Annotated in this window: 20 protein-coding genes and 1 riboswitch; of the genes, 16 read left to right on the top strand and 4 right to left on the bottom strand. The window is 64.3% G+C overall.

The features are described 5' to 3' along the window. Window positions 1-24: 24 nt before the first annotated feature. The 10 genes from KZX46_RS12995 to KZX46_RS12950 all read left to right on the top strand — a co-directional run bounded on the left by KZX46_RS12995 (window position 25) and on the right by KZX46_RS12950 (window position 15,445). Complete coding sequence (locus tag KZX46_RS12995) at window positions 25-2,343, top strand: TonB-dependent receptor domain-containing protein (protein ID WP_219774351.1); 2,319 nt, start codon at window positions 25-27, stop codon at window positions 2,341-2,343. A gap of 70 nt (window positions 2,344-2,413) precedes the next feature. After that, window positions 2,414-3,649 carry a sugar MFS transporter gene (locus KZX46_RS12990; protein ID WP_219774350.1) on the top strand — a complete coding sequence of 412 codons (1,236 nt, stop codon included), beginning with the start codon at window positions 2,414-2,416 and terminating at the stop codon, window positions 3,647-3,649. Between the two features lie 51 nt (window positions 3,650-3,700). Continuing rightward, window positions 3,701-4,738, top strand: coding sequence for a carbon-nitrogen hydrolase family protein (locus KZX46_RS12985; RefSeq protein ID WP_219774349.1), 1,038 nt, complete (start codon window positions 3,701-3,703; stop codon window positions 4,736-4,738). A gap of 235 nt (window positions 4,739-4,973) precedes the next feature. Further along, a riboswitch (cobalamin riboswitch) is annotated at window positions 4,974-5,207 on the top strand. A gap of 122 nt (window positions 5,208-5,329) precedes the next feature. Next, window positions 5,330-6,313 carry a DUF1852 domain-containing protein gene (locus KZX46_RS12980; RefSeq protein ID WP_219774348.1) on the top strand — a complete coding sequence of 328 codons (984 nt, stop codon included), beginning with the start codon at window positions 5,330-5,332 and terminating at the stop codon, window positions 6,311-6,313. A 25-nt stretch (window positions 6,314-6,338) separates the two neighbouring features. Next, entirely contained in the window at window positions 6,339-7,367 is a 1,029-nt protein-coding gene (locus KZX46_RS12975; protein WP_219774347.1) for a methionine synthase, read from the top strand. Window positions 7,368-7,542: 175 nt separating this feature from the next. Beyond that, a complete protein-coding gene (locus tag KZX46_RS12970; RefSeq protein ID WP_219774346.1) occupies window positions 7,543-7,707 on the top strand; it encodes a hypothetical protein in 165 nt (54 codons plus the stop codon). 94 nt (window positions 7,708-7,801) lie between these two features. Continuing rightward, window positions 7,802-8,629 carry a transglutaminase family protein gene (locus tag KZX46_RS12965; protein ID WP_219774345.1) on the top strand — a complete coding sequence of 276 codons (828 nt, stop codon included), beginning with the start codon at window positions 7,802-7,804 and terminating at the stop codon, window positions 8,627-8,629. Between the two features lie 75 nt (window positions 8,630-8,704). Continuing rightward, on the top strand, window positions 8,705-11,980 hold the full coding sequence (locus tag KZX46_RS12960; protein ID WP_219776996.1) for a DUF2126 domain-containing protein: 3,276 nt from the start codon (window positions 8,705-8,707) through the stop codon (window positions 11,978-11,980). Then, window positions 11,970-14,501: a circularly permuted type 2 ATP-grasp protein gene (locus KZX46_RS12955; protein ID WP_219774344.1), complete on the top strand. Its 2,532-nt coding sequence runs from the start codon at window positions 11,970-11,972 to the stop codon at window positions 14,499-14,501. Before KZX46_RS12960 ends, KZX46_RS12955 begins: the two co-directional genes overlap by 11 nt. Then, complete coding sequence (locus KZX46_RS12950; protein WP_219774343.1) at window positions 14,498-15,445, top strand: transglutaminase family protein; 948 nt, start codon at window positions 14,498-14,500, stop codon at window positions 15,443-15,445. Before KZX46_RS12955 ends, KZX46_RS12950 begins: the two co-directional genes overlap by 4 nt. A 248-nt stretch (window positions 15,446-15,693) precedes the next feature. On the opposite strand, the gene KZX46_RS12945 is transcribed toward KZX46_RS12950, so the two are convergent. The 4 genes from KZX46_RS12945 to KZX46_RS12930 all read right to left on the bottom strand — a co-directional run bounded on the left by KZX46_RS12945 (window position 15,694) and on the right by KZX46_RS12930 (window position 19,209). Next, entirely contained in the window at window positions 15,694-17,571 is a 1,878-nt protein-coding gene (locus tag KZX46_RS12945; RefSeq protein ID WP_226895941.1) for an ABC transporter ATP-binding protein, read from the bottom strand. A gap of 206 nt (window positions 17,572-17,777) precedes the next feature. After that, a complete protein-coding gene (locus KZX46_RS12940; RefSeq protein WP_226895940.1) occupies window positions 17,778-18,395 on the bottom strand; it encodes a class I SAM-dependent methyltransferase in 618 nt (205 codons plus the stop codon). Continuing rightward, on the bottom strand, window positions 18,392-18,715 hold the full coding sequence (locus KZX46_RS12935; RefSeq protein WP_226895939.1) for a hypothetical protein: 324 nt from the start codon (window positions 18,713-18,715) through the stop codon (window positions 18,392-18,394). The genes KZX46_RS12940 and KZX46_RS12935 overlap by 4 nt, the downstream gene beginning before the upstream one ends. Next, window positions 18,712-19,209, bottom strand: a complete 498-nt coding sequence (locus KZX46_RS12930) for a DUF427 domain-containing protein (RefSeq protein WP_219776994.1) — start codon at window positions 19,207-19,209, stop codon at window positions 18,712-18,714. The genes KZX46_RS12935 and KZX46_RS12930 overlap by 4 nt, the downstream gene beginning before the upstream one ends. A 223-nt stretch (window positions 19,210-19,432) precedes the next feature. On the opposite strand from KZX46_RS12930, the gene KZX46_RS12925 reads away from it, so the two are divergent. From KZX46_RS12925 to KZX46_RS12900, 6 genes are all read left to right on the top strand, one after another. Then, window positions 19,433-20,932 (top strand): PAS domain S-box protein, encoded by a 1,500-nt coding sequence (locus KZX46_RS12925; protein WP_219774341.1) that lies wholly within the window; start codon window positions 19,433-19,435, stop codon window positions 20,930-20,932. Between the two features lie 12 nt (window positions 20,933-20,944). Next, a complete protein-coding gene (locus tag KZX46_RS12920) occupies window positions 20,945-21,091 on the top strand; it encodes a hypothetical protein (protein WP_219774340.1) in 147 nt (48 codons plus the stop codon). Beyond that, on the top strand, window positions 21,091-21,345 hold the full coding sequence (locus KZX46_RS12915; RefSeq protein WP_219776993.1) for a GlsB/YeaQ/YmgE family stress response membrane protein: 255 nt from the start codon (window positions 21,091-21,093) through the stop codon (window positions 21,343-21,345). The genes KZX46_RS12920 and KZX46_RS12915 overlap by 1 nt, the downstream gene beginning before the upstream one ends. A gap of 61 nt (window positions 21,346-21,406) precedes the next feature. After that, window positions 21,407-21,595: a hypothetical protein gene (locus KZX46_RS12910; RefSeq protein ID WP_219774339.1), complete on the top strand. Its 189-nt coding sequence runs from the start codon at window positions 21,407-21,409 to the stop codon at window positions 21,593-21,595. Between the two features lie 69 nt (window positions 21,596-21,664). Beyond that, window positions 21,665-21,967: a hypothetical protein gene (locus KZX46_RS12905; RefSeq protein WP_219774338.1), complete on the top strand. Its 303-nt coding sequence runs from the start codon at window positions 21,665-21,667 to the stop codon at window positions 21,965-21,967. Window positions 21,968-21,991: 24 nt separating this feature from the next. Then, the gene (locus KZX46_RS12900; RefSeq protein ID WP_219774337.1) at window positions 21,992-22,666 is read left to right on the top strand and encodes a general stress protein; all 675 of its coding nucleotides are present in this window, start codon (window positions 21,992-21,994) and stop codon (window positions 22,664-22,666) included. Window positions 22,667-22,814: the final 148 nt, after the last annotated feature.

Genomic DNA, 22,814 nt, shown 5'->3' with positions numbered 1-22,814 from the left:
AAAATAAACTTGGGAGAGATCAAGATGTTACTCAGAAACCGGCTGAAAATCACCGCAGCGGCAGTCCTCGTCGCGACGCAGGCACAGGCGCAGGTCGCGCCGGATGCACCGGCGCAGATTGCGCCGGGGGCGACACCCGATACGCCTGCGCCGAGCGTCGATGAACAACCCGACATCGTCGTCACCGGGCGGGCGGCCGGTAGCGGCATTCGCAAGCTCGAGGCTGGCTACTCGATAACGTCGTTGTCGGCCGACGACCTCCTGATTCAGAATCCCAAGAGCGCTGGCGACGCCTTGAAATCGATTCCCGGCATCTTTGTCGAGAGCTCGGGCGGAGTCGGCACGGCCAACGTTTTCGTCCGCGGTATTCCGAGCACCGGCGATGCGCCGTTCGTTACCTTCCAATTCAACGGCGTTCCGGTTTACGGCGCGTCGAGCCCGTCGTTCATGGACCAGAGCGCGCTCGTTCGGTTCGACGAGACGGTGGCGACGGTCGAAGCGGTCAATGGCGGCCCGGCCTCGCTGTTCTCCGACGGCCAACCGGGTCTGACGGCCAACCTTCTGCTCCGCGAGGGCCACGAGGAAACCGAGGGTTCGGTCAAGGTGTCATCGACCGAGTATGGCGCGCGTCGCGTCGACGGCGTCTTGAGCGGCAAGATCGCCGACGATCTTTTTTATGTCGTCGGCGGCTATGTCTCTTCCGGAGATTCGGTCCGTACCGCCGGCTTCGACACCGAGAAGGGTGGCCAGGTATCGGTCAACATCACGAAAAAGTTCGACACCGGTAAATTCAACGTTTTCGCGCGCTACACCGATGACCACGGCGAGTGGTTTCTGCCTTTCGCGGCCGACGTCCCGGGTTTGAACCTCGGCACCTATAACCAGCTCAATAACAACACGCGTTACCAGACGATCATCGTCCCGGGGAGCGCCGGAAGTGGCGCGACGCAGCGGTTCGACTTCGGCTCCGGGCGCGGTTGGAAGGGAGTGATCGCGGGCGGCAATCTGACGAACGACTTCGGCTCGGGCATCACCTTCGCCGATCATTTCGGCTATACCAAGGGGACCCTGCAAACGGCCGGTCTCGTCCCTGCGGGTGCCGGGGCAATCACGGTGGCGACCGCGCTGGCGTCGCCGGGCAATCTCCTGACGCCGGGTCAGACGACGGTGCAGACGCTCCACACCGGCCAAACGCTCGCGTCCACCGACTATGTCCAGCAGTTCGGCGGCTGGGTGGTGCTCAAGGACTTGAGCTATATCAGCAACGAGGCGACGCTGACCTATGCCACCGGCGGCAACCGGCTGACCGTCGGCTATTACTTCAGCCACTTCAGTTCGAACGACGCGTGGAGCCTCGGCAACAACACATGGCAACAGGTTGGCGGCTCGGTCGACACGGTCAACCTTAACAACGGTCCGATCAGTTCGTTTGCGATCGCCGACTTCGGCTCCGCCGACGAAAACGCGATCTACCTTGCTGATTCCTACAACATCACCGACGCGCTGCGGGTCGACGCCGGCGTTCGCTACCAGAGCGAAAAGATCAACTTTCACATCGAGGGCAACGGCCAGCCGTCGACGCTCAACGAGGAGCGTCATTCGGTGCCGTGGACGGTCGGCGTCAATTACCGGATTCTGTCGACGCTCGACGTCTATGGGCGCGTCTCGCAGGGCTATCATATCCCCAGCTTCGACGATGTCCGCTCGCAGCTCGGCAACACCAGCGCGCCAACCGACCAGAACTGGAGTATACGCTCCTATGAGATCGGTACGAAGTACCGTGATCACGCCTTCGACGTGTCCCTGAGCGGGTTCTACGACAAGGTGGTCGGCGCGGTGTACAACGATGTCGGCGTCCCAGCCGTCGTCGCCGGCTCGAAGACCTACGGCCTCGAGGTTGACGCGCGCTGGACAAGTTCGTTCGGCCTCAGCATCGCGACAAACGATGTCCTCGAGGATGCCAAGACCGACGACCCCCTGCAGCCCGGCATCAACGGCAAGCGCGCCGAGCGCATCCCGTCGTATCAGGCGCGGATCACGCCTGCATATGAATTCAAGCTGCCGGGACTTCGGACGACTATCTACGGCACGTATGAAGCGGTCGGTAAGCGCTACAGCGACCTCGCCAACATCCAGCCGTTGCCAGCCTATGCGACGTTCAGCGCGGGAATTCTTGCGACACGCGGGCCGGTCACCATTCAGGTTGCAGCCGACAACCTAACCAACTCGCACGGCCTGACCGAGGGCAACCCGCGCTTCCTTGCCGGGCCGGGCACGGCCCTGCCCGTCGTGCGGCCGATCTTCGGACGCTCGTTCCGCTTCACCGGCGGGTTTAAGTTCTAAGAATACTGTTACTCCGCTGTGGGTTGCGGCCGGACTCGGCTGCGACCCACCGCTTATCGAGGCACCGGCTATGCAACGATCACGGCTGATCGCCGCCCTCGTCGTGACCTATTTCACTTATGGCATGGTCCTCAACACGGTTGGGACGGTGATCCTCCAGTCGGCTGCGACGCTCGGCGTGACGAAGGCGCAGGCGGGCTGGTTCGACGGCTTCAAGGACATCACCATCGCCGTCGTCTCGTTCCTGCTGGCGAGCTATCTGCCGCGGATCGGGTTGAAGCGCGCGATGATGGCGGGGCTCGCCGTCACTGGTTTGGCCTGCGTGCTGATGCCCCTCGTGCCGGGTTATCTCACGATCTGCCTCCATTACGCTGTGATCGGCTTCGCCTTCGCGTGCGTGAAGATCGGGCTTTACGCGATGATCGGGCTGGCGACGTCGACCAGCCGCCAGCACGCCAGCCTGACTGCAATCATCGAAGGCGCGTTCATGCTGGGGGTGCTGTCGATCGCGGTACTGTTCAGCCACTTCATCGGCGGCGGACGGCTGGCGAGCAATCGCGACTGGCTCGACGCCTATTGGCCGCTCGCCGCCTTGTGCGTCGTGGCTTTTGTTCTGCTCGCCTCGGTCGTGATCGACGAGAGCGCCGATCAACCGGAACCCGGAACGGCTTCGATCGCCGCCATGCTCGCGCTGGTGCGACTGCCGCTCGTGCTAATTTTTATCGCCTGCGCCTTCACCTATGTGTTCATCGAGCAGGGGATCGGCACCTGGCTGCCGACGTTCAACAACGAGGTCCTGGGCCTTTCGCAGGCGACCAGCGTCATTGCGGGCAGCGTCTATGCTGCGTCGATTGCAGCCGGGCGCCTCGTCAGCGGGGTTCTGCTGCGCCGCGTCAACTGGTACCCGATCCTGATCATCTGCCTTGTGGTGGTGGCGGGTGCGGTATTGGCAATCGGTGCATTGAGCAGCGTCAGCGCAGCGACAACGCCGATCACCGATTGGACGAAAGCGCCGCTCGCCGCATATCTTTTCCTCGTGGTCGGCTTCTGCCTCGCGCCGGTTTACCCGACGATCGTCTCGGTCCTGCTGTCCGCCAGCCCAAAATCGCGGCATACCGAGTTGCTGGGCTTGGTGGTGATGTTTTCGGCGTTGGGTGGAACCGCAGGCTCGCGGCTCACCGCCATATTATTCGCGAGCACCAGCGGCGCCATCGCCTTTTCGCTCATGGCGATCCCGGCCGGATTGTTATTGGCTGGCCTCACGCTTCTACGACGACAGTGGGTCCGCGCGCGCGTGCCGGAATGATCCCGACAAGCGCGGAACGGTCGTCCGGGTCGAGCCCCCTGCCCGGCGTCGATGGCACCGCCGCCAGTTTGCGCCAGGCCACCCTGCCAGAGCGGCGCTCGTACCATTTTGGGAAGAAGCGCCACGATGCCAATGATCTCGATCTCGATCATTCAGAGTCCTCCGGTGTTTCTCAATCTTCCAGCCAGTATCGTGTGCGCTGAACGGCTGATCCGGGAGGCGGCAGGCAATGGGGCCGACGTCATCGTTTTTCCGGAAGCATGGCTCCCCGGCTATCCAGTCTGGCTCGATGACGCCCCCGGGTCGGCGCTTTTTGGCCACAAGCCCGCCGAGGCACTATTTCGCGTCCTGTTGCACAATTGTCCCGAGCTCGAGGGACGTGAAATCGCGCGTCTGGCCGCCCTCTCCGCTGAACTTTCGGTCGAGATCGTGATGGGCATTCAAGAGCGGCGCGGCTCGAGCATATTCAACACCGTCGTGCGCCTGACCCCGGGGAGGCGCGACATCCACCGCAAGATGATGCCGACCCACAACGAGCGGCTGATCTGGGCCGCAGCGGACGGCAGCACCCTCGGACCCTGGCCGGGAAAATATGGTCCTGTCGGCGCCCTCATCTGCTGGGAGCACTGGATGCCGCTCGCTCGCGCAGCGCGGCACCAACATGGTCAAGTTCTTCACTTCGCGCTCTGGCCTGCCGTCACCGAGCTTCACCTCCTCGCCAGCCGGCACTATGCCTTCGAAGGCCAGTGCTTCGTCGCTGCTGCCGGCACCGTCCTTACTCGATCGCAGGTGTTTGATGGCTTCGACAGCCTCGAAACCGATGAGCCCGCCGCTCGCGCTATGCTCGAAGCAATCCCAGCCGAGCGCGAGCTGCTCAAATCGGGCGGAAGCGCGATCGTTGGTCCCGACGCGACGATCATTGCTGCCGCCGGACAACACGACACGCTGACCCTTAATGCCGTCATCGGTACCGATATCGTCGCTGAGGGTCGGCTTTATCTCGACACCGTCGGCCACTATTCGCGTCCTGATATATTCGAGCTCCAGATCGACATGCGAGAGCGGCCGGGACTACGGACGCTTATCTGAACGCCACCAAGACGCGGCGATCGCAGAACTTTGCCGCATTCTTCGACCCACAACTTGCCATGCCGACGTGATTGTCCGCTTTCGGAAGCTGCCAGGCGTTCACGTTCCAAACGACATCGAGACGACGAGGTCCAGGCCCGTCAACCTGGATCAACGACATGGTGAACCACATGTACGTCTCATAACGACATAAAGATATCTTTATATGCCTGTTGACACGGTATGGCCATTGGGTGTGTAACCGACGTGTCGAGGTTCCCCGTTTCCGACTCAGAGATGAGCCGGGCGACGGGGCTAAGACGGGAAGCCGGTGGCGCTCGTAGAGCGGAATCCGGCGCTGCCCCCGCAACTGTAAGCGGCGAGTGGCGGTTCCATTTCGTGTCACTGGCACCCGCAAGGGTGCTGGGAAGGCCGGGACCGTCGCATTGACCCGTAAGTCAGTAGACCTGCCTCCGACGCGATACGTTCCTCGGACGGGGGTTCCTCCGGTGGATCGCGCTTGACTCATGGGCTGGGGCTTCGGCGCCGGCTTGCCGGTCCTGTGCGCTCTTCCTTCGGCCCTCTCGCCCGGCAAAAGCAGGTGACCGGTCGATGCCTACAGTCTTTGCCTTTTCGATAAATCGCATCGCGTTCGACGAGAATTACCGTCCCGCCGACAATACGCGCATCACGACCAACTTCGCCAATCTGGCAAGGGGCGTGAGCCGGCGGGAAAATTTGCGCAATACCCTGCGCATGATCGACAATCGCTTCAATTCACTCGCGCACTGGGACAATCCGAGGGGCGATCGTTACACGGTCGAGCTCGAGATTGTCTCGGTCGAGTTGCGTATCGATGCCGAAGGACGTGACGATGTCTTCCCGCTAATCGAAATCCTTCAGACGAAGATCGTTGATCGAAAGACGGAGGAGCGGATCGACGGCATCGTCGGCAATAACTTTTCATCCTATGTGCGCGATTATGACTTCAATGTTCTACTGTCGGAGCACCAGAAGACGCATCCCGGATCTGGCGATCCGCAAGGTTTCGGCGACCTGCATGGCAATTTGTTCAAGCATTTTTTGAATTCGAGCGACTATCGGGAATGTTTCTGCAAGCCGCCAGTCATCTGCCTGAGCGTGTCGAGCAGCAAGACCTATCACCGGACCACGAACAAGCACCCCATACTGGGTTTCGAATATCGTAACGACGAATTTTCCGCCACCGACGCATATTTCGCCAAGATGGGGATGAAAGTTCGCTATTTCATGCCCCCGAACAGCGTCGCGCCGTTCGCCTTTTACCATCTCGGCGATTTGATCGGTGACTATACCAATCTCGAGCTGGTCAGCACTGTTAGCGTGATGGAGACTTTCCAGAAAATCTATCGGCCTGAAATCTACAACGCCAACTCAGCAGCCGCTGAGCGCTATCAACCAAGTCTGAAGTACCAGGACTTTTCACTGACCCGCATCGTCTACGATCGCGAGGAACGCAGCAGACTGGCTGTCGAGCAGGGCAAGTTCACCGAGGAACGCCTGATCAAGCCCTATCAAACCGCACTCGAGCAATGGTCCGCAAGTCTCGCGCTCTGATTCATCAAGACATAAGGCCGCTACCATGAACACATTGCTACCTACTTCGACTGCCGGCAGCTTGCCCAAGCCCGTCTGGCTTGCGCAACCCGGGACGCTTTGGTCGCCGTGGAAATTAGAAGGCGAGGATCTGGTCGATGGCAAACAAGACGCTTTGCGTCTGTCATTGGACGATCAACGGCAGGCCGGCATCGATATCGTCAGTGACGGCGAACAGACACGTCAGCATTTCGTCACGACGTTTATCGAGCATCTCAGCGGTGTCGATTTCGAGACGCAGAAGACCGTCAGGATCCGCGATCGCTACGACGCCAGCGTGCCGACGGTCGTCGGCGCTGTCGAACGCCAAAATCCGGTCTTTATCGAAGATGCTAAATTTCTGCGCCGGCAGACCAAGCAGCCAATCAAATGGGCATTGCCCGGGCCAATGACGATGATCGATACGCTCTACGACGACCATTATAAGAACCGCGAGAAGCTGGCTTGGGAGTTCGCCAAGATCCTCAATCAAGAAGCCAGGGAACTCGAGGCCGCTGGCGTGGATATCATCCAGTTCGACGAACCGGCATTCAACGTCTTCTTCGACGAAGTGAATGACTGGGGCGTTGCGACCCTGGAAAGGGCGGCCGAGGGGCTCAAGTGCGAGACGGCCGTTCACATCTGCTACGGCTACGGGATCAAGGCCAACACCGACTGGAAGAAGACTTTAGGATCCGAGTGGCGGCAATATGAGAAGGCTTTTCCCAAGCTGAAGGAATCCAGCATCGATATCATCTCGCTGGAATGCCAGAATTCGCACGTTCCGATGGACCTGATCGAACTCATTCGCGGCAAGAAGGTGATGGTCGGCGCTATCGATGTAGCGACCGACACCATCGAAACGCCTGAGCAAGTGGCCGATACGCTGCGCAGGGCCCTACAGTTTGTTGATGCCGACAAGCTCTATCCATCGACGAACTGCGGCATGGCGCCGTTGTCTCGCCGCGTAGCGCGAGGCAAATTGGCCGCTTTGAGCGCAGGCGCGAGCATCGTTCGGAGAGAGCTCACGGCCTAGCGTCCAAGCCCAATCAGTAGCCTGATGCCGACGCAGAGTATTGTTTCGGGGAGTCTCCGGTTTGTTGGAGGGCTTGGCTGTTGCGGGAGCGTTGTGCTGGTTATCGGATGCGGCCTGGGCGACGATCGTTACGTCAAGGCGCACCGTCGTTCCGGCGGCGCAAAGGGCCCAAGCCGTGGCCATTAAGGTCTTCGACAGCGGTCGGACGATGAAGATCCACGCCCTCGCTGATCTACTTGGCGAGCCGCGGACCGACATCGCTTGCCGAATGGCGGCAGGCGAGCGGATGAAGTTCGATGACGCGAAAGTCGAACGGTCGATAGGCGTCAATTATTCTTGACGATCGCATCGAATCGCTGGGAGATTGACGCCGGTTCGTGGCAAGCGTGTCCGCAGCAGCGCGGTGCGATTCGCGCATATCTGACGAGGCCTCGATGCTGATCCGCGCCGGCTACGAACTTATCCTCGGGGTCAATGTCCCGACGGCAATGACGGCAATGCTCAAGGTTCATCCGTCGCGCGCCGCCGACCTGCGGACGCCGCAGGCGGTTGTGACCAGCCCGGCGCTGCCGACGCGCGACTATATCGACCAGTTCGGCAACATCTGCACGCGGATGGTGCTCCCGCCGGGCGACACCGTGCTGAGTTGCGACGTCGTGGTCGAGGACAGCGGCATGCCCGATCCGCAATATCTCGATGCCATTCAGCATCCAGTCGACGACGTTCCCGACGACGCGCTGATCTATCTGCTCGGCAGCCGCTATTGCGAGACCGACCGGATGTCGGCGCTGGCGTGGAGCTTGTTCGGGCATGTCGAACCGGGTTGGGGCCGCGTCCAGGCGATCGTCGAATACGCGCACCACCGGCTCGAATACGGCTACGAGCATGCCGATGCGACACGGACCGCAAACGAGGGCCATGAGCACCGCGTCGGGGTGTGCCGCGACTTCGCGCATCTCGCGATCGCGCTGTGCCGCTGCATGAATATCCCGGCGCGCTACTGCACCGGCTATCTAGGCGACATCGGGGTGCCGCCGGCGGCGACCGCGATGGATTTCCACGCGTGGTTCGACGTCTATCTCGGCGGCGGCTGGCATGTCTTCGACGCAAGGCACAACCACCCGCGGATCGGCCGCATCCTGATGGCGCATGGCCGCGACGCCACCGACACCGCGCTGACGACGACGTTCGGGCCGGTCTGGCTCAACGGCTTCAAGGTCCATACCGACGAGGTCTACTCGGTCGAATTGACGCCAGCCTAGATCTTCGCGGCGAGCGTTGCCGATGACCGGGGTGCCCGCTATGCTGACCTCCCCTCGCCAAATCCGGTAAATGCCCTGTCGATCATTGCCGCCCTCAATCACGTCACCCGCTACCGCTACGACGAACCGGTCACGCTCGGTCCGCACGTGGTGCGGCTTCGCCCGGCCCCGCACACAAGGACGCGGATCCCGAGTTACTCGATGAAGGTGACCCCGGCGGCGCACTTCATCAACTGGCAGCAGGACCCGCACGGCAACTGGCTCGCGCGCATCGTCTTTCCCGAGCCGACCACCGAGTTCAGCATCGTCGTCGACCTGACCGCCAAAATGGTCGTGATCAATCCCTTCGACTTCTTCGTCGAGCCCTACGCGACGACGCTGCCGTTCAGCTATCCCGAGCAACTCGCGCAGGACCTGTCGCCGTATCTCGCGGTCGATGACGACGGCCCGCGGCTCGAAGCGATGTTCGACGGCCTCGACCTCGACGGCAAGGGCACGGTCGACTTCGTCGTCGGCGTCAACGCGCAGATCGCGCGCGCCGTCGAATATACCGTGCGGATGGAGGCGGGGGTGCAAACCCCCGACGAGACGCTTGCGCTGGCGCTCGGGTCGTGCCGCGACAGCGCGTGGCTGCTCGTCCAGCTGCTCCGCCGGATGGGTCTCGCGGCGCGGTTCGTCTCGGGGTATCTGATCCAGCTCAAGGCCGACATCGACCCGGTTTCGGGGGCGCAGGGGACCCGCACCGACTTCACCGACCTGCACGCCTGGGCCGAGGTCTACATCCCCGGTGCAGGCTGGATCGGCTTCGACGCGACGTCGGGATTGCTTTGCGGCGAGGGCCACATCCCGCTCGCGGCATCGCCCCACTACCGCTCGGCCGCGGCGATCACCGGTGGTGCGAGCCGCCCCGCCGACGACTTCGAATTCTCGATGACGGTGTCGCGGCTGGTCGAGCCGATCCGGATCACGCGCCCGTTCGAGGATGTCGACTGGGACGCGCTCGACGCGGTCGGCGAGCAGGTCGAGGCCGAACTGCAGAAGCAGGATGTCCGGCTGACGATGGGCGGCGAGCCTACCTTCGTTTCCATCGACGACTTTGAGGCCGATGAATGGAATATCGACGCGTCGGGACCGACCAAGCCGATCATCGCCGAGGCCTTGCTCCACCGCTTGAAGGACCGCTTCGGCACGGGCGGGTTGCTGCATTACGGCCAGGGCAAATGGTACCCCGGCGAACCGCTGCCGCGCTGGGCACTCGGGTTGTACTGGCGCAAGGACGGCCTGCCGATCTGGCCCGAAGTGACGCTCGATCCGCTGCGCGTCGAGGCGGGTGTCACCACTGCCGATGCCGAGGCGCTGATCACGCGGCTGGCGACGCGGCTCGGCGTCGATCCGGCGATGGTCATTCCGGCGCGCGAAGACGCGCTGCACTTCATCAAGACCGAGGGCGACCTCCCCGATAATCTCGACCTCGACACGGCGGCGATCGACGAGCCGCTTGCGCGCGCACGGCTGCGCCGGGCGATGCAGGGCGGCCTCTCGAAAACGGTTGGATACGTCCTGCCGCTGCGCCGGTCGTTCGGCAAGTCCGAGGGCAAGGGCTGGCTGAGCGAAGCGTGGACGTTCACTCGCGAGGGGCTGTTCGTCATTCCCGGCGATTCGCCGCTCGGTTTGCGACTCCCGCTCGACACACTGCCGGCGCTCGACGACAAGGATTATCCGCACATCGTCCCGCTCGACCCATATGTCGAACGCAAGACGTTGCCCGATTTCAGCACGGTCGAGCCTGCCGCTGCGCCCAAGGCTGCGAAGCACAAGCATGCGTCGCGCAAACCGCCAGCAGTTCGGACCGCGATCAACGTCGAGGCGCGCGACGGAGTGCTGTACGTCTTCATGCCGCCGATCTCTCGGCTTGAGGATTATCTCGAACTGATCGCCCAGCTTGCAGCGGCCGCCGAGGGCCTGCCGATCCGCATCGAAGGCTATCCGCCGCCCGCCGACCTGCGGATGGGCGTCCTCAAGGTGACTCCCGACCCCGGGGTGATTGAGGTCAACGTCCAGCCCGCCGCGAGCTGGCGCGAGGCGGTCGACATCACCAACGGCGTCTATGACGATGCGCGCGTCACTCGCCTCGGTGCCGACAAGTTCATGATTGACGGGCGCCATACCGGCACCGGCGGCGGCGCGCATGTCGTCGTTGGCGGCGTCAGCCCGGCGGACTCGCCGTTCCTGCGGCGGCCCGACGTGCTGAAAAGCCTGCTGATCTATTGGCAGCGGCATCCGGCGCTGTCGTATCTGTTCGCCGGCATGTTCGTCGGGCCGACGAGCCAGGCCCCGCGGATCGATGAGGCGCGCCACGACGCGCTGTACGAACTCGAGATTGCGCTGAACATGATCCCCGGGCCGAAGGCCAAGCGTCCGGCACCGTGGCTCGTCGATCGGCTGCTGCGCAACCTGCTGACCGACGTCAGCGGCAATACCCACCGCACCGAGATCTGCATCGACAAACTCTACTCGCCCGACGGCCCGACCGGCCGCCTCGGGCTGCTCGAGTTCCGCAGCTTCGAGATGCCGCCTGACGCCCGGATGAGCCTGTCGCAGCAGTTGCTGATCCGCGCGCTGATCGCATGGTTCTGGCGCAAACCGCAGGACGGCGCGCTGGTACGCTGGGGAACCGGGCTCCACGATCGCTTCATGCTGCCGCATTTTGTCTGGGAGGATTTCAAGGAGGTCCTCGCCGACCTCAACAACGCCGGCTACGCCTTCGACAGCCAGTGGTACGAGGCACAACGCGCGTTCCGCTTCCCGGTCCACGGCCGGGTCCAGTACGGCCCGGTCTCGCTCGAACTGCGCCACGCGCTGGAGCCGTGGCACGTCATGGGCGAGGAGGGGTCGAATTCGGGCACCGTGCGCTTCGTCGATTCCTCGGTCGAGCGGCTGCAGGTGCTCGTCGAGGGCTTCAACCCCGAGCGCCACGTCATCACCTGCAACGGCCGGGCGCTGCCGATGACCGCCACGGGCAACTCGATGGAGGCGGTCGCCGGGGTCCGCTACAAGGCGTGGAAGCTGCGCAGCGGCCTCCACCCGACCCACGACGTCGACGCGCCGCTGACCTTCGACATCATCGACCGGGCGCACAACCGCTCGATCGGCGGCTGCGTCTATCACGTCGTCCATCCCGGCGGGCGCAACTACGAGACCTTCCCAGTCAATTTCTACGAGGCGCAGGCACGTCGCAAAGCGCGCTTCGACGAGAACGGTCATACGCCCGGCATCATCAAACCGCCGATGCTCAAGTCGACACCCGAGTTTCCGCTGACGCTCGACCTTCGACGCTTCCGTGGCCGCTGAAGCGTCGATCGCACCGCGCGAGCCGCAAGACCTCGACCCGGCATCGGCGGCGCGGCTGTCGTCGTGGCTGCGGAATTACCGGACGCTGCCCGGCGTACCCGACGAGCTGTTCGACGTCATGCGCCGCCCGCGGCCGGACTGGCTGCGGTTCCTCGCCGGGTTCGCCGAATACAACCACGACGAGGCGCGCAACCGCTTCGCCCTCGCAACGCGGCATATCCGCGATACCGGGGTGTCGTACCGGATCTACGGCGAGGAAAATGAGCGCAGCTGGCCGCTGAACCCGCTCCCGCTCATCCTCGGCCATCGCGAATGGGCGCAGATCGCCGAGGGCGTCGAGCAGCGCGCCAACCTCATCGAGATGATCCTGCAGGACGTCTATGGCGCGGGCCGGCTGGTCGACAGCGGCGCGCTGCCTGCCGCCGCGCTGAGCGGCAGCCCCGACTTCATCCGGGCGCTGCGCGGGGTCAGGCCGCCGGGCGGCCGCCAGATGCAGATTTATGCCGCCGATCTCGGTCGCGGGCCGGACGGCCGCTGGTGGGTCCTCGATGATCGGACGCAGGCTCCGTCGGGTGGCGGTTATGCGCTCGAGAATCGCCTCGTCCTGTCGCGCGCCTATCCGGCGCTGTATAACGCAATGAACGTCCAGCGCCTCGCACCGTTTTTCGACGGCATGCGACAGGGGCTCGCCGCCAGCGCCAGCCGCAGCGATCCGCGCATCTGCCTGCTGACGCCGGGGCCATTCAGCGAGACGTATTTTGAACAGGCGCATCTCGCGCGCTACCTCGGCTTCCTGCTCGTCGAAGGCGCCGATCTCGTCGCCCGCGACGGCAAGGTCTATGTCCGCACCATTGCTGGGCTCAAGCGCGCCGACGTCATCCTGCGTCGCGTCGACGCCGACTTCCTCGACCCGCTCGAACTCAATGGCGCGTCGCGGCTCGGCACGCCGGGGATTCTCGAAGCAATTCGCGCGGGCGGCGTCGCGATGGTCAACATGCCCGGCACCGGGGTGATGGAATCGAAGGCGTTGCTCGGCTTCCTGCCCAAGCTGTGTCGGCAGGTCCTCGGCGAAGGGCTCAAGCTGCCCAATATCGCGACGTGGTGGTGCGGCCAAGCAGCCGAGGCCGACCGCGTCCACCATAATCTCGAGTCGCTGGTGATTGGTCCGGCGTTCAACGGAGTTGGCGACGGAAGCCCGCCAAAGGCGCGCCTTTTTGCCGATCTCTCGTCGGCCGAGCGCGATGATCTGCGCGCGCGCCTCCGCGATCGTCCGGGCGACTTCGTCGGTCAGGAGGTCGTCCGCCTCTCGACGATGCCGGTCCTGCGCGACAACCTCCTCAAGGCCGCGCCTTTCGTCCTCCGCGTTTACGCAGCGTGGACCGCCGATGGCTTCAAGATCATGCCGGGCGGATTCTGCCGGACGTCGGACCGCACCGATGCACGGGCGATCTCGATGGGCGACGAAGCGTGCACCGCCGATGTCTGGGTGATCGACGACCAGCCGGTCGAACGCGTGACGCTGCTCGCCGCCAAGGACGAGGTCGCCGTCCGCCGCAAGCTCGGCCACTTGCCGAGCCGTGCCGCCGACAATCTGTATTGGCTCGGTCGCTACGTCGAGCGCGCCGAGGCGACGCTGCGCCTCGCGCGGAGCTTGTGCACCAGCCTGATGGCATCGGAGTCGGCGACCCACACCAGCGGTGAGACGCTGGCCGGCCTGCAGAAATTGCTGATCGACTGGGGCGCGCTCGACGAGACCGCGCTGGGCCGCGGGTCGCTCGAAGCGGCCTGCGATACGCTGCGCGACCAGAAGGCGTATGGCTCGGTCATCTATCTGGTCCGGGCCGCACGGCGCACCGCCGCAAGCATGCGCGAGCGTCTGTCCGCCGATTTCTGGGCGTTGCTGCTCAACCTCGAGACCGAGTTGGCGGAAACCGACCGGACGCCGAATTCGGAGGCAGAGGCGCTCCAGCAGATCGAGAGCGCGCTGCAGATCCTCGCGGCGCTGTCGGGGCTGGCGCAGGAGAACATGATCCGCGTCGCGGGATGGCGGTTCCTCGACATGGGCCGCCGGATCGAACGCGGCATCAATGCCTGCCGGATGGCGCGGACCTTCGCGACCGAGACGTCGACGACCGACGATCTCGACCTGCTCCTCGACCTCGTCGACAGCCAGATCACCTATCGCTCGCGCTACCTCGTGGGATTGGCGCTGGTCCCGGTGCGCGACATGGTCGTGCTCGATAGCTTCAATACCCGCTCGCTGGCGTTCCAGGTGGAGGCGCTCAAGGATCATCTCGACGCGCTGCCCGCGCTGCTCGACGACGGCATGCTCGAAGAACCCGATCGCATCCTGCTGCCGCTCGCGACCGAGGTCGAGACCAGCGACGCCGTGCATCTCGACGACGCGAAGATACTCGAATTCGAGCGGACCCTGATGCGATTGTCGGGGGCCATCGCCGATCGCTATTTCCTGCAGGGAGCGAGCGCGGTGCCGACGATCAAGCTCGCCAGCATGGGATGATCTACACGATCAACCACCGGACGACCTATGTCTATGAAAAGCCTGTCGGTTTTGCCCGCTGCGTGCTCCGCCTGACGCCGGCGACCACCGCGACGCAGACCTTGCTCGACAGCGTTGTCACGGTGACGCCGGAACCATCGACGATCGTGACGCGGGATGGCCCGTTCGGCGAGCGCACCCAGACGATCGTCATCGACAAGGCGCACAGCGAACTGGTCATCACCGGGCATTCGCGCGTCGACGTCGGCGCTGGCAAGGACCACGACCGGGACAACAGCGCGCCATGGGAAGCCGTGCGTGCGCAGGCGTTCGGCACCCGTGTGCTCGGCACCGAAGGACCGGCGGCGTATCTCTATCCGACCCGTCGCACCCCGGTTGTCACCGCCATCACCGACTATGCCCGGATCAGCTTTTCTCCCGGGCGGCCGGTCATTGCCGCTGCCGCTGACCTGATGGAGCGGATGTACGCCGACTTCAAATACGACCCCGAGACAACGACGGTCTCGACCCCGGCGGCGCTCGCGTTCGAAGCGCGCAGCGGCGTGTGCCAGGATTTCGCGCATATCATGATCTCGGGGTTGCACGGCCTTGGGCTGTCGGCAGCGTACGTCAGCGGCTATCTGCGAACCAACCCGCCGCCCGGCCGGCCGCGCCTCGCCGGCGCCGATGCGACGCACGCGTGGGTCTCGGTGTGGTGCGGCGAAACCGACGGCTGGATCGGCTTCGATCCGACCAACGCCGTGCTGACCCGGCAGGATCACATCGTCCTCGCCGTCGGCCGCGACTATTCCGACGTCGCCCCGATCGACGGCATCGTCCTCAGCCCGGGGAGCCAGACGCTCAAGGTCGAGGTCGACGTCGTGCCGGAGTCGGAGATGGACGCCGACGGTGAACGCTATGCCATTCCGGTTCGCGCAAGTGTCAGGCAAACTGGACAAAGTTGACGAACCTGACGCCACGTCACCCTCGCATCTCGCGTGCACTGTACCGTTCCGGTTGTTTAACGCGGCAGCGCGGTACGTAAAGGTCAAGTGAGACTCGTTCATCAGCGCAATTTATGCAGGCGCGCGGGGTGTAGGACAGCGGTTTCTGATCGACAGGCATATGTCGCGTGACGACATTGCTCGAGCGGATTGTCTAGCAGGCGCACCCGGGATGGCGACAGCGGCCGAGGTGTGATCCGCCGCGCGGATTAGCGATAACCAGCCGCCTGCAACTCGAACAACTCGGCATAGCGGCCGCCGGCGGCGAGCAGCGCGGCATGCGTGCCCGATGCTTCCACGCGGCCGTCACTGAGCACGAGGATGCGGTCGGCCATGCGCACGCTGGAGAAGCGGTGCGAGATCAGCACGGCCGAACGACCGGCGCTGAGTTCGCGGAACCGCTGGAACACCTCGTATTCGGCGCGCGCGTCGAGCGCGGCGGTGGGCTCGTCGAGGATCAGCACCTCGCCGTCGCGCATGTATGCGCGGGCGATTGCTATCTTCTGCCACTCGCCGCCCGACAGGTCGACGCCGTTGCGGAAGCGCTTGCCGATCATCTGATCGTAGCCGTCGGGTAGCTTGGCGACCACGTCGTCTGCCAGCGCGGCGACGGCGGCGGCCTCGATCCGCTCGCGGTCGCCGCGCGCCTCGATCCGGCCCACCGCGATGTTGTCGGCGGCGGGCAAATTGTAGCGCACGAAGTCCTGGAAGATCACGCCGATCGCAGCCCGCAAGCCGCCGAGATCGTAGTCGCGCAAGTCTCGCCCGTCGAGCAGCACACGGCCCTCGACCGGATCGTAAAGACGGGCCAACAGCTTCACGAGCGTCGTCTTGCCCGCGCCGTTTTCACCAACCAGCGCAAGGACTTCGCCCGGCGCCAGGGTAAATGACAGGTGACGCACCGCCCAGCGGTCCGCGCCTGGATAGCGGAACCCCACGTCCTCGAAGATGAAGCCCTCTCGTATGGGATGCGGAAAGGGCAATGCGTCCGCGGGCGAGCTGATCCCGGGTACTGTCCGGAAAAACGAGAATAAGTCGTCGATGTAGAGCGCCTGCCCCGCGGTCGACGAAAAGCCCGTCAGCAGCCCTTCGAGCAAGCCGCGCAGCCGCAGGAACGAGGCGGCGAGAAAGGTAAGATCGCCGATCGACAGCGAGCCGGTCACCGCGCGCCACGCGATGTAAGCATATGCGGCGTAATAGGCGATGGTGCCGAGGGCGGCAAAGCCAGAGCCCCACACTGCCCGGCGCAGCGCGAGCCGCCGGCTTGCAGCATAGGTGTCGCGCGAGATGGTGCGATAGCGATCGATCAGGAACGGGCTGAGGCCGAAGATCTTGACCTCCTTGGCCGTGTCCGCGCTCGCCGCGACCTGACGGACGTAATCGAGTTCGCGCCGCTGCGGCGTGCGGATGTAGCTGAGTGCGTAGCTGAGTGCGTTGAAGTGCGCCTCGCCGAGGAATGACGGCACGAGGGCGACGGCGAGCAGCACCATCAGCCAGGGCGCGTAAACCACCAGGCCGGCAGCGAAGCTCGCGACGGTGATGACATCCTGCGCCTGCCCGAATAATTGTCCCATCAGCGACATGCGTCCGCTCGCCTGCATCCGCGCGCGATCCATGCGATCCTGAAACGCCGCGTCCTCGAAGTCGGCAAGGTCGAGCGTGGCGGCGTGCTCCATGAGACGGACGCTGGCATCGTTGCTCACTCGGTCGGAGAGCAGGCCGTCGATCAGCGACACCAGCCGGCCGAGGAGGTCGGACGCGACCGCCAATACGAATTCGGCGAGCAGCAACACCTCCAGACGCCCAAGTAGTCCGGAATGGAGCCACTCGGTGAGGTCCGCTGGGCGGGTAACGAGACGATCGAGGTGAACGACCTCATCGATGATGAGCTTGCCCACGAAGAGCGTCGCGATCGGCAGCAGCGCGCGCAGCAGCCGCACGCCAAGCGTGGTCGCGGTGAGCAAGCGGCTGGTGCGCCACACCATCGCCAGGAAGGGCGGCAGGTTCCGCAGCGCGCCCATCCGCTCGCGCCATGTGGTCGGCGGCGGCGGCACGCCGCCGCGGCTGGGTCGGTCAGCGACCGCCATCTAGCGACGTGCCGGCGTCGACCGGCCCTGCCCTACTTTGCGCGTCGAAGGTAAGGTCGGCATCATGGTCCTGCCATTAACTCGCGTCGGTAGTCGCGCGTTAGAAGTTTCGCCCGGACACCCGCACAATCCTTTCCTTGCGCTCCCTTGGCCCGTGCAGCCTTGCCGGGGCCGTGCATCAGCTCCGCAGTCATAGTACCGAATTCTCAGGCGCGACCCACGACCGCGATGAGCGGATCGCCCTGCGAGCCGTCAGAAAGGATGGACGCCTCGACATCGGTGAAACCGGCGCGTTCCAAGTAGAGGCTGATGAGCGACGCCTGTTGGCGCATGTCGAGCGATCGCCAAATCGCCACCGCCTTGGTCGGGAAGCAGCGATTGGCGTAGCTGACGATGAACCGGGCGCCAGGTGACAGAACACGCCGAACGTCGGTGAAGACCTCGAAAGGACGCTGGAGATATTGAACGCCGACACAGCATAATGCCGCTTCGAAAGCGCCGTCGCTGAGCGGCAACGCGGGGTCGGCATTGAGATCCTGTACGAACCAGCGGCTCAGGCGCGAGTTAGCGGCAAGCTCCGCTGCGTTCATGCCGTGGCCGACCACCGCGTAGCGCCGATCCTCGGGAAGGTGGCTGATCCAGCTCGACATCAGGTCGAGGATGCGGCCGTCATTCGGCAGCAACTTGCGGTAGAAAGCGGTCAGGGCCGCGACCGCAACCTCGTCGATATGGGTAACCAAGCGCGGCGGCGCGTAGAACGCGAGGTCGTCGCCACTGTCGACCTTGTCGAATGACCCTGAAGGAAGAAGGTCGAAGCCGGTCACGATGCGAGCACCGCATTGGCGTACCATTCTGCGTAGCCGGTATTGCGGGCCATGCGGCGGGTCAGATCAGGCGCGCCGTCCGCCCACCAAACAGGTCCCCGCTCGCCGAGCGCGACTTTGGCCGCATCGACCCCGGCGCGCGCCTCAGAGAGCGCCGCATGGTCGGATCGGAGCGCTCGACCGACTGCGCGACGCGCGGTCATGAGGTCATCGACCAGCGCCTGATGACGGTCGCTCAAGAGGCTCGGGTCGGAACGCCGCCACAGCCGGCCACGCACGACGATGTAGCGACCGTCAGGCGTGACAAGCTGCTCGGTCACCAGAACCGGCTTCCAGGCACGCCCTTGAACGGCCCCGCGACCGCCGAAGTGATCCAACCGCCATAGAAACCACCGGGCTGTGCGACAACCTGTTCGCCGTCGACGAAGCAGGCGTCCATTGCGGCCGCATAGAAGGCGACATGGTCGCGCAATATCGCGAAGGGCGGCGTCGGGTCGGGGTACGACCACGCCGCCCGCTCCCGACGCTCGCGGTCCGCGATCACGTCGAAATATCGGGCGTGTCCCTTCCACTCGCAGAAGCTTGAGCCCTCCGCCGGCACCAAGGTGCCCGGCACGATATCCTCGAGCGGGATATAGTAGCTTGGCGGATGGCTGGTCTCGAGGGTGCGCATCGCGCGGCGGGTGTCTGCGACGATCACCGCTCCGACCCGGATCACGATGTGCACCGAAGCGGGCTCGACGATCGCCGGACGCGGAAAATCCCAGACGCTTTCCTGACCGGGACGGGTGGGTTCGGGACGGATCGGATGCATAGCGGGATAATGCCCGACGCTGCTCCGCGACCCATCGTGCATGTCGTCGCAGCGCATAAACGCGCAATTTGCCGTCTTCTCGCGACCTGATCGTCGGCGGCGAGACCAAGTCGTCCGACAAGCATCATTGAACCGCGGTTCATATCCTTGCAGACACGGACCGAGGAAGTCGGTCGACCCCTGCGGACCGCAAACTTCCGGTTCGTACGATCTCGGAGATGGCATGGCCAAAAGCAGCATCAAGGCGATAACCCGGCTCCGCGAGGCCGCCAGCCTCGATCATCTGCAGAGCATCATCGCGAACCTCGACGAGGGCATCGTCCTCCTCGCACCCGACGAGACGATCCTGTGGGCGAACGATGCCGCGCTGGCGATGCACGGCGCGCAAACGCTTGGCGATCTCGGGTCGAGCGTCAGCGATTTTCGCAAGCGGTATGTGCTCAGCAAGCGTGGCCATGCTCCGCTGGCGCATGGAAAATATCCGATCGACCGGGCGATGGCGGGCGAGGCCTTCGACGGGGTGACCGTCGAGGTCACGCGCGCGGGCAAGGTCGGTCCCGAATGGGTGCATCGGATCCGTAGCCTCGTCCTGACCGATGGCGAAGGCCACGCCGAATGCCTTGCGCTGATCATCCGCAACGATACCGCGCAGATGGTCGCCGAGCGCGATTTCGAGCAGGCGTTCAACGCCAACCCGGCCCCGGCGCTAATCTGCCGCCTGAGCGACCTGCGGTTCCTCCGCGCCAATCAGGGGTTCCTCGAGATGACGGGGTTCAACGAAGACGCGATCGTCGGGCGCTCGCTTTACGAGTTCGATATCTTCAAGCACGCCGCCGACCGCGATAGCGCCAAGCAGCGGTTGGCCAAAAGCGAAACGATTCCGCAGATGGAGGCCGAGCTCGACCTGCCCGACGGCAGCGTCAAGCTTGTCATCATCGCCGGGCAGACGATCGTCCTCCGCGACGAACCATGCATGCTGTTCACCTTCGCCGACCTCGAACCGCGGCGGCAGGCGGAGCGGGCGCTGCGGCACAGCGAGGAGCGGTTCTCGGGCGCGTTCCAGCTTGCGCCGGTGGCGATGGTCGTCGCCTCGCTCCGCGACCACCGCCTGCTCAACGCCAACGCCGCGTTCCACGAGATGACCGGACACGACGAAAGCCGCGTCATCGGGCAGACGCCGAGCGACCTGACGCTGTGGGACACCGCCGCGACCCGCCGCCGCCTCGAAAGCGACCTGCTGGCGAGCGGACGGCTGAGCCGCGTCGACGCGCGCGTCAGCACCAAGGACGGCACCTTGCTCGACTGCCTGGTCTCGGCCGCGCCGATCTCGGTCGGCGACGATCCGTGCGTGTTGTGGGTCCTCCAGGATATCACCGAGCGCCGCCATTCGGAGCTCGAGCTCGTCGCCGCGCTTGATGCGGTGATGCAGGACGCGACCTGGTTCAGCCGGAACGTCGTCGAAAAGCTGGCGACGTTGCGCGCGCCAAAGCGGACGTTGTCGGACGATACCGACACCGAGTTGACCAAGCGCGAACGCCAGGTCCTCGAGCTCGTCTGCCGCGGGCTCGACGACGACGCCATTGCGTCTGACCTCAGCCTGTCGCGGAACACCGTGCGCAATCACGTCGCGCGCATCTACGGCAAGATCGGGGTCAACAAGCGCGGTGCAGCGATCGTGTGGGCGCGCGAGCGCGGCCTGGCACACAACGCAGCGTCGCGGTAACGAGTCGTCGGGTTGGCTGCGGCGGTCGACCGCGCCCAAAATTACCGAAAAGAATTCGATAATGGTGCAAATGCACTAATCAAACTGGTTAACCTGCATCTTTGGGCGCTCGCCGCGCAGCCCTATCTCGCCTTCAAGCAAACTGGAGGCTCAACATGATATCACTACTCGTCTGGCTCATCATCGGCGGCGTCGTCGGCTGGCTCGCCGGCCTGATCATGCACGACAATAATGGTGTGATCGTCAACATCATCGTCGGCATCGTCGGGTCGTTCCTCGGCGGCCTGATCCTCGACCGTGGCGAGATCAACAACTCGCCGCTGACGCTCGGCACGTTCGCCGTGTCGCTCCTCGGCGCGGTGATCCTGCTCGGGATCGTCAACCTCGTGCGCCGGGGTTCGCTGCGCAACTAGTCGATCATGCAAACAGACGCCGGCATCGCTGGCGTCTGTTTCGCGCAAAGGGGTGCACGTCGTGGCGGAAGATCGAAGAGCATATTTCACCAGGCGCGCGGGCGAAGCGCGGACGCTTGCCGGGCAGGCTCCCGACGACCGGGTGCGCGCCATCCATCTGGAAATGGCGATCCGCTACGAATTGCAGGCGAAATCGCTGCCCGACGACCCGACCGTGATCGTCGGCCCCAGCGACGATCGGGCGCAGTAACATTTTCTGCCAGCGGTGCGTCCGCAATCCACACCGTGTCGTTCAACCAGTCCACTAACGGAGGATATAATGCGTCGTCATTTCATCATCTTCGGCGTCGTCGCGCTCGCTGCGGGACCGGCGCTTGCGCAAGCCACCAACAACGTCGGCAATCCGGCGATCAAGGACAGCGCGCCGCACACCACGACGTCGGCGACCAAGGGCCGCAACTCGTTCACCGAGAAGCAGGCGATCCACCGCCTCGCCAAGGCCGGCTATTCGGCGTCGAGCCTGACGAAGGATGCCGACGGCGTCTGGACCGGTCCGGCGACCAAGGCGGGCAAGAGCGTTACCGTCGGACTCGATTTCAAAGGCAACATCACCGAGCGCTAAGCGCCGTTTCCTGGGAGAGAACACATGACCAAGACCCTCACGCGCCTGTTCGACAATTATAGCGACGCCGAAAGCGCGGTGCGCGACCTCGAAGCAATGGGCGTACCGCATAGCGACATCAGCATCGTCGCCAACGACGCAACCGGCACGCACGGCGGCACCATCCGCGGCCACAACGACGTCGGCACGACGGCCGCCGTCGCTGGCCACGAGACCGCGACTGCGGTGGCCCATGCCGATGATACGGGCGACGTCAGCCGCGGCGCGACCACGGGCGCGCTGCTCGGCGGCGCTGGCGGACTGCTCGCCGGTCTCGGCCTGTTGGCGATCCCGGGGCTTGGCCCAGTCGTCGCGGCGGGCTGGCTGCTGGCAACCGCGACGGGTGCCGGGATCGGCGCGGCGGGCGGTGCAGCGACCGGCGGTATCGTCGGCGCGCTGAAGAACTCAGGCCACACCGACGAGGAGGCGCACGTCTACTCCGAAGGTGTCCGCCGCGGCAGCACGCTGGTCAGCGCCAAGGTGCCCGACGCGATGGCCGACAGCGCGGTCACGATGTTTAGCCGTTACAACGCCGTGGATGCGGTTTCCCGCGGCTCAGCGTATCGCGAAAACGGCTGGTCGGGCTTCGACGACAAGGCTCCTGCCTACTCGGCTGATGAAGTCGCTGCCGAAAGGTCGCGCTACACGCGCCCCATGTAATCCTACCGCACCACAGCAAAACGGCCCCGGTGCTCCTGCGCCGGGGCCGTTTTCATTTGCTGCCGCTATCGGTGCTGGCGATAGGCACTGATCGAGATGGGACCATCGGTTGGGTGGTAATCCGACGACGAATTCAAATCTGGCCATC

The sequence above is a fragment of the Polymorphobacter sp. PAMC 29334 genome, assembly GCF_019431245.1.
GTDB lineage: Bacteria > Pseudomonadota > Alphaproteobacteria > Sphingomonadales > Sphingomonadaceae > Polymorphobacter_B > Polymorphobacter_B megasporae.
Note: the sequence above shows the minus strand (reverse complement) of the source record. Positions and strands in the feature narration are given on the sequence as shown.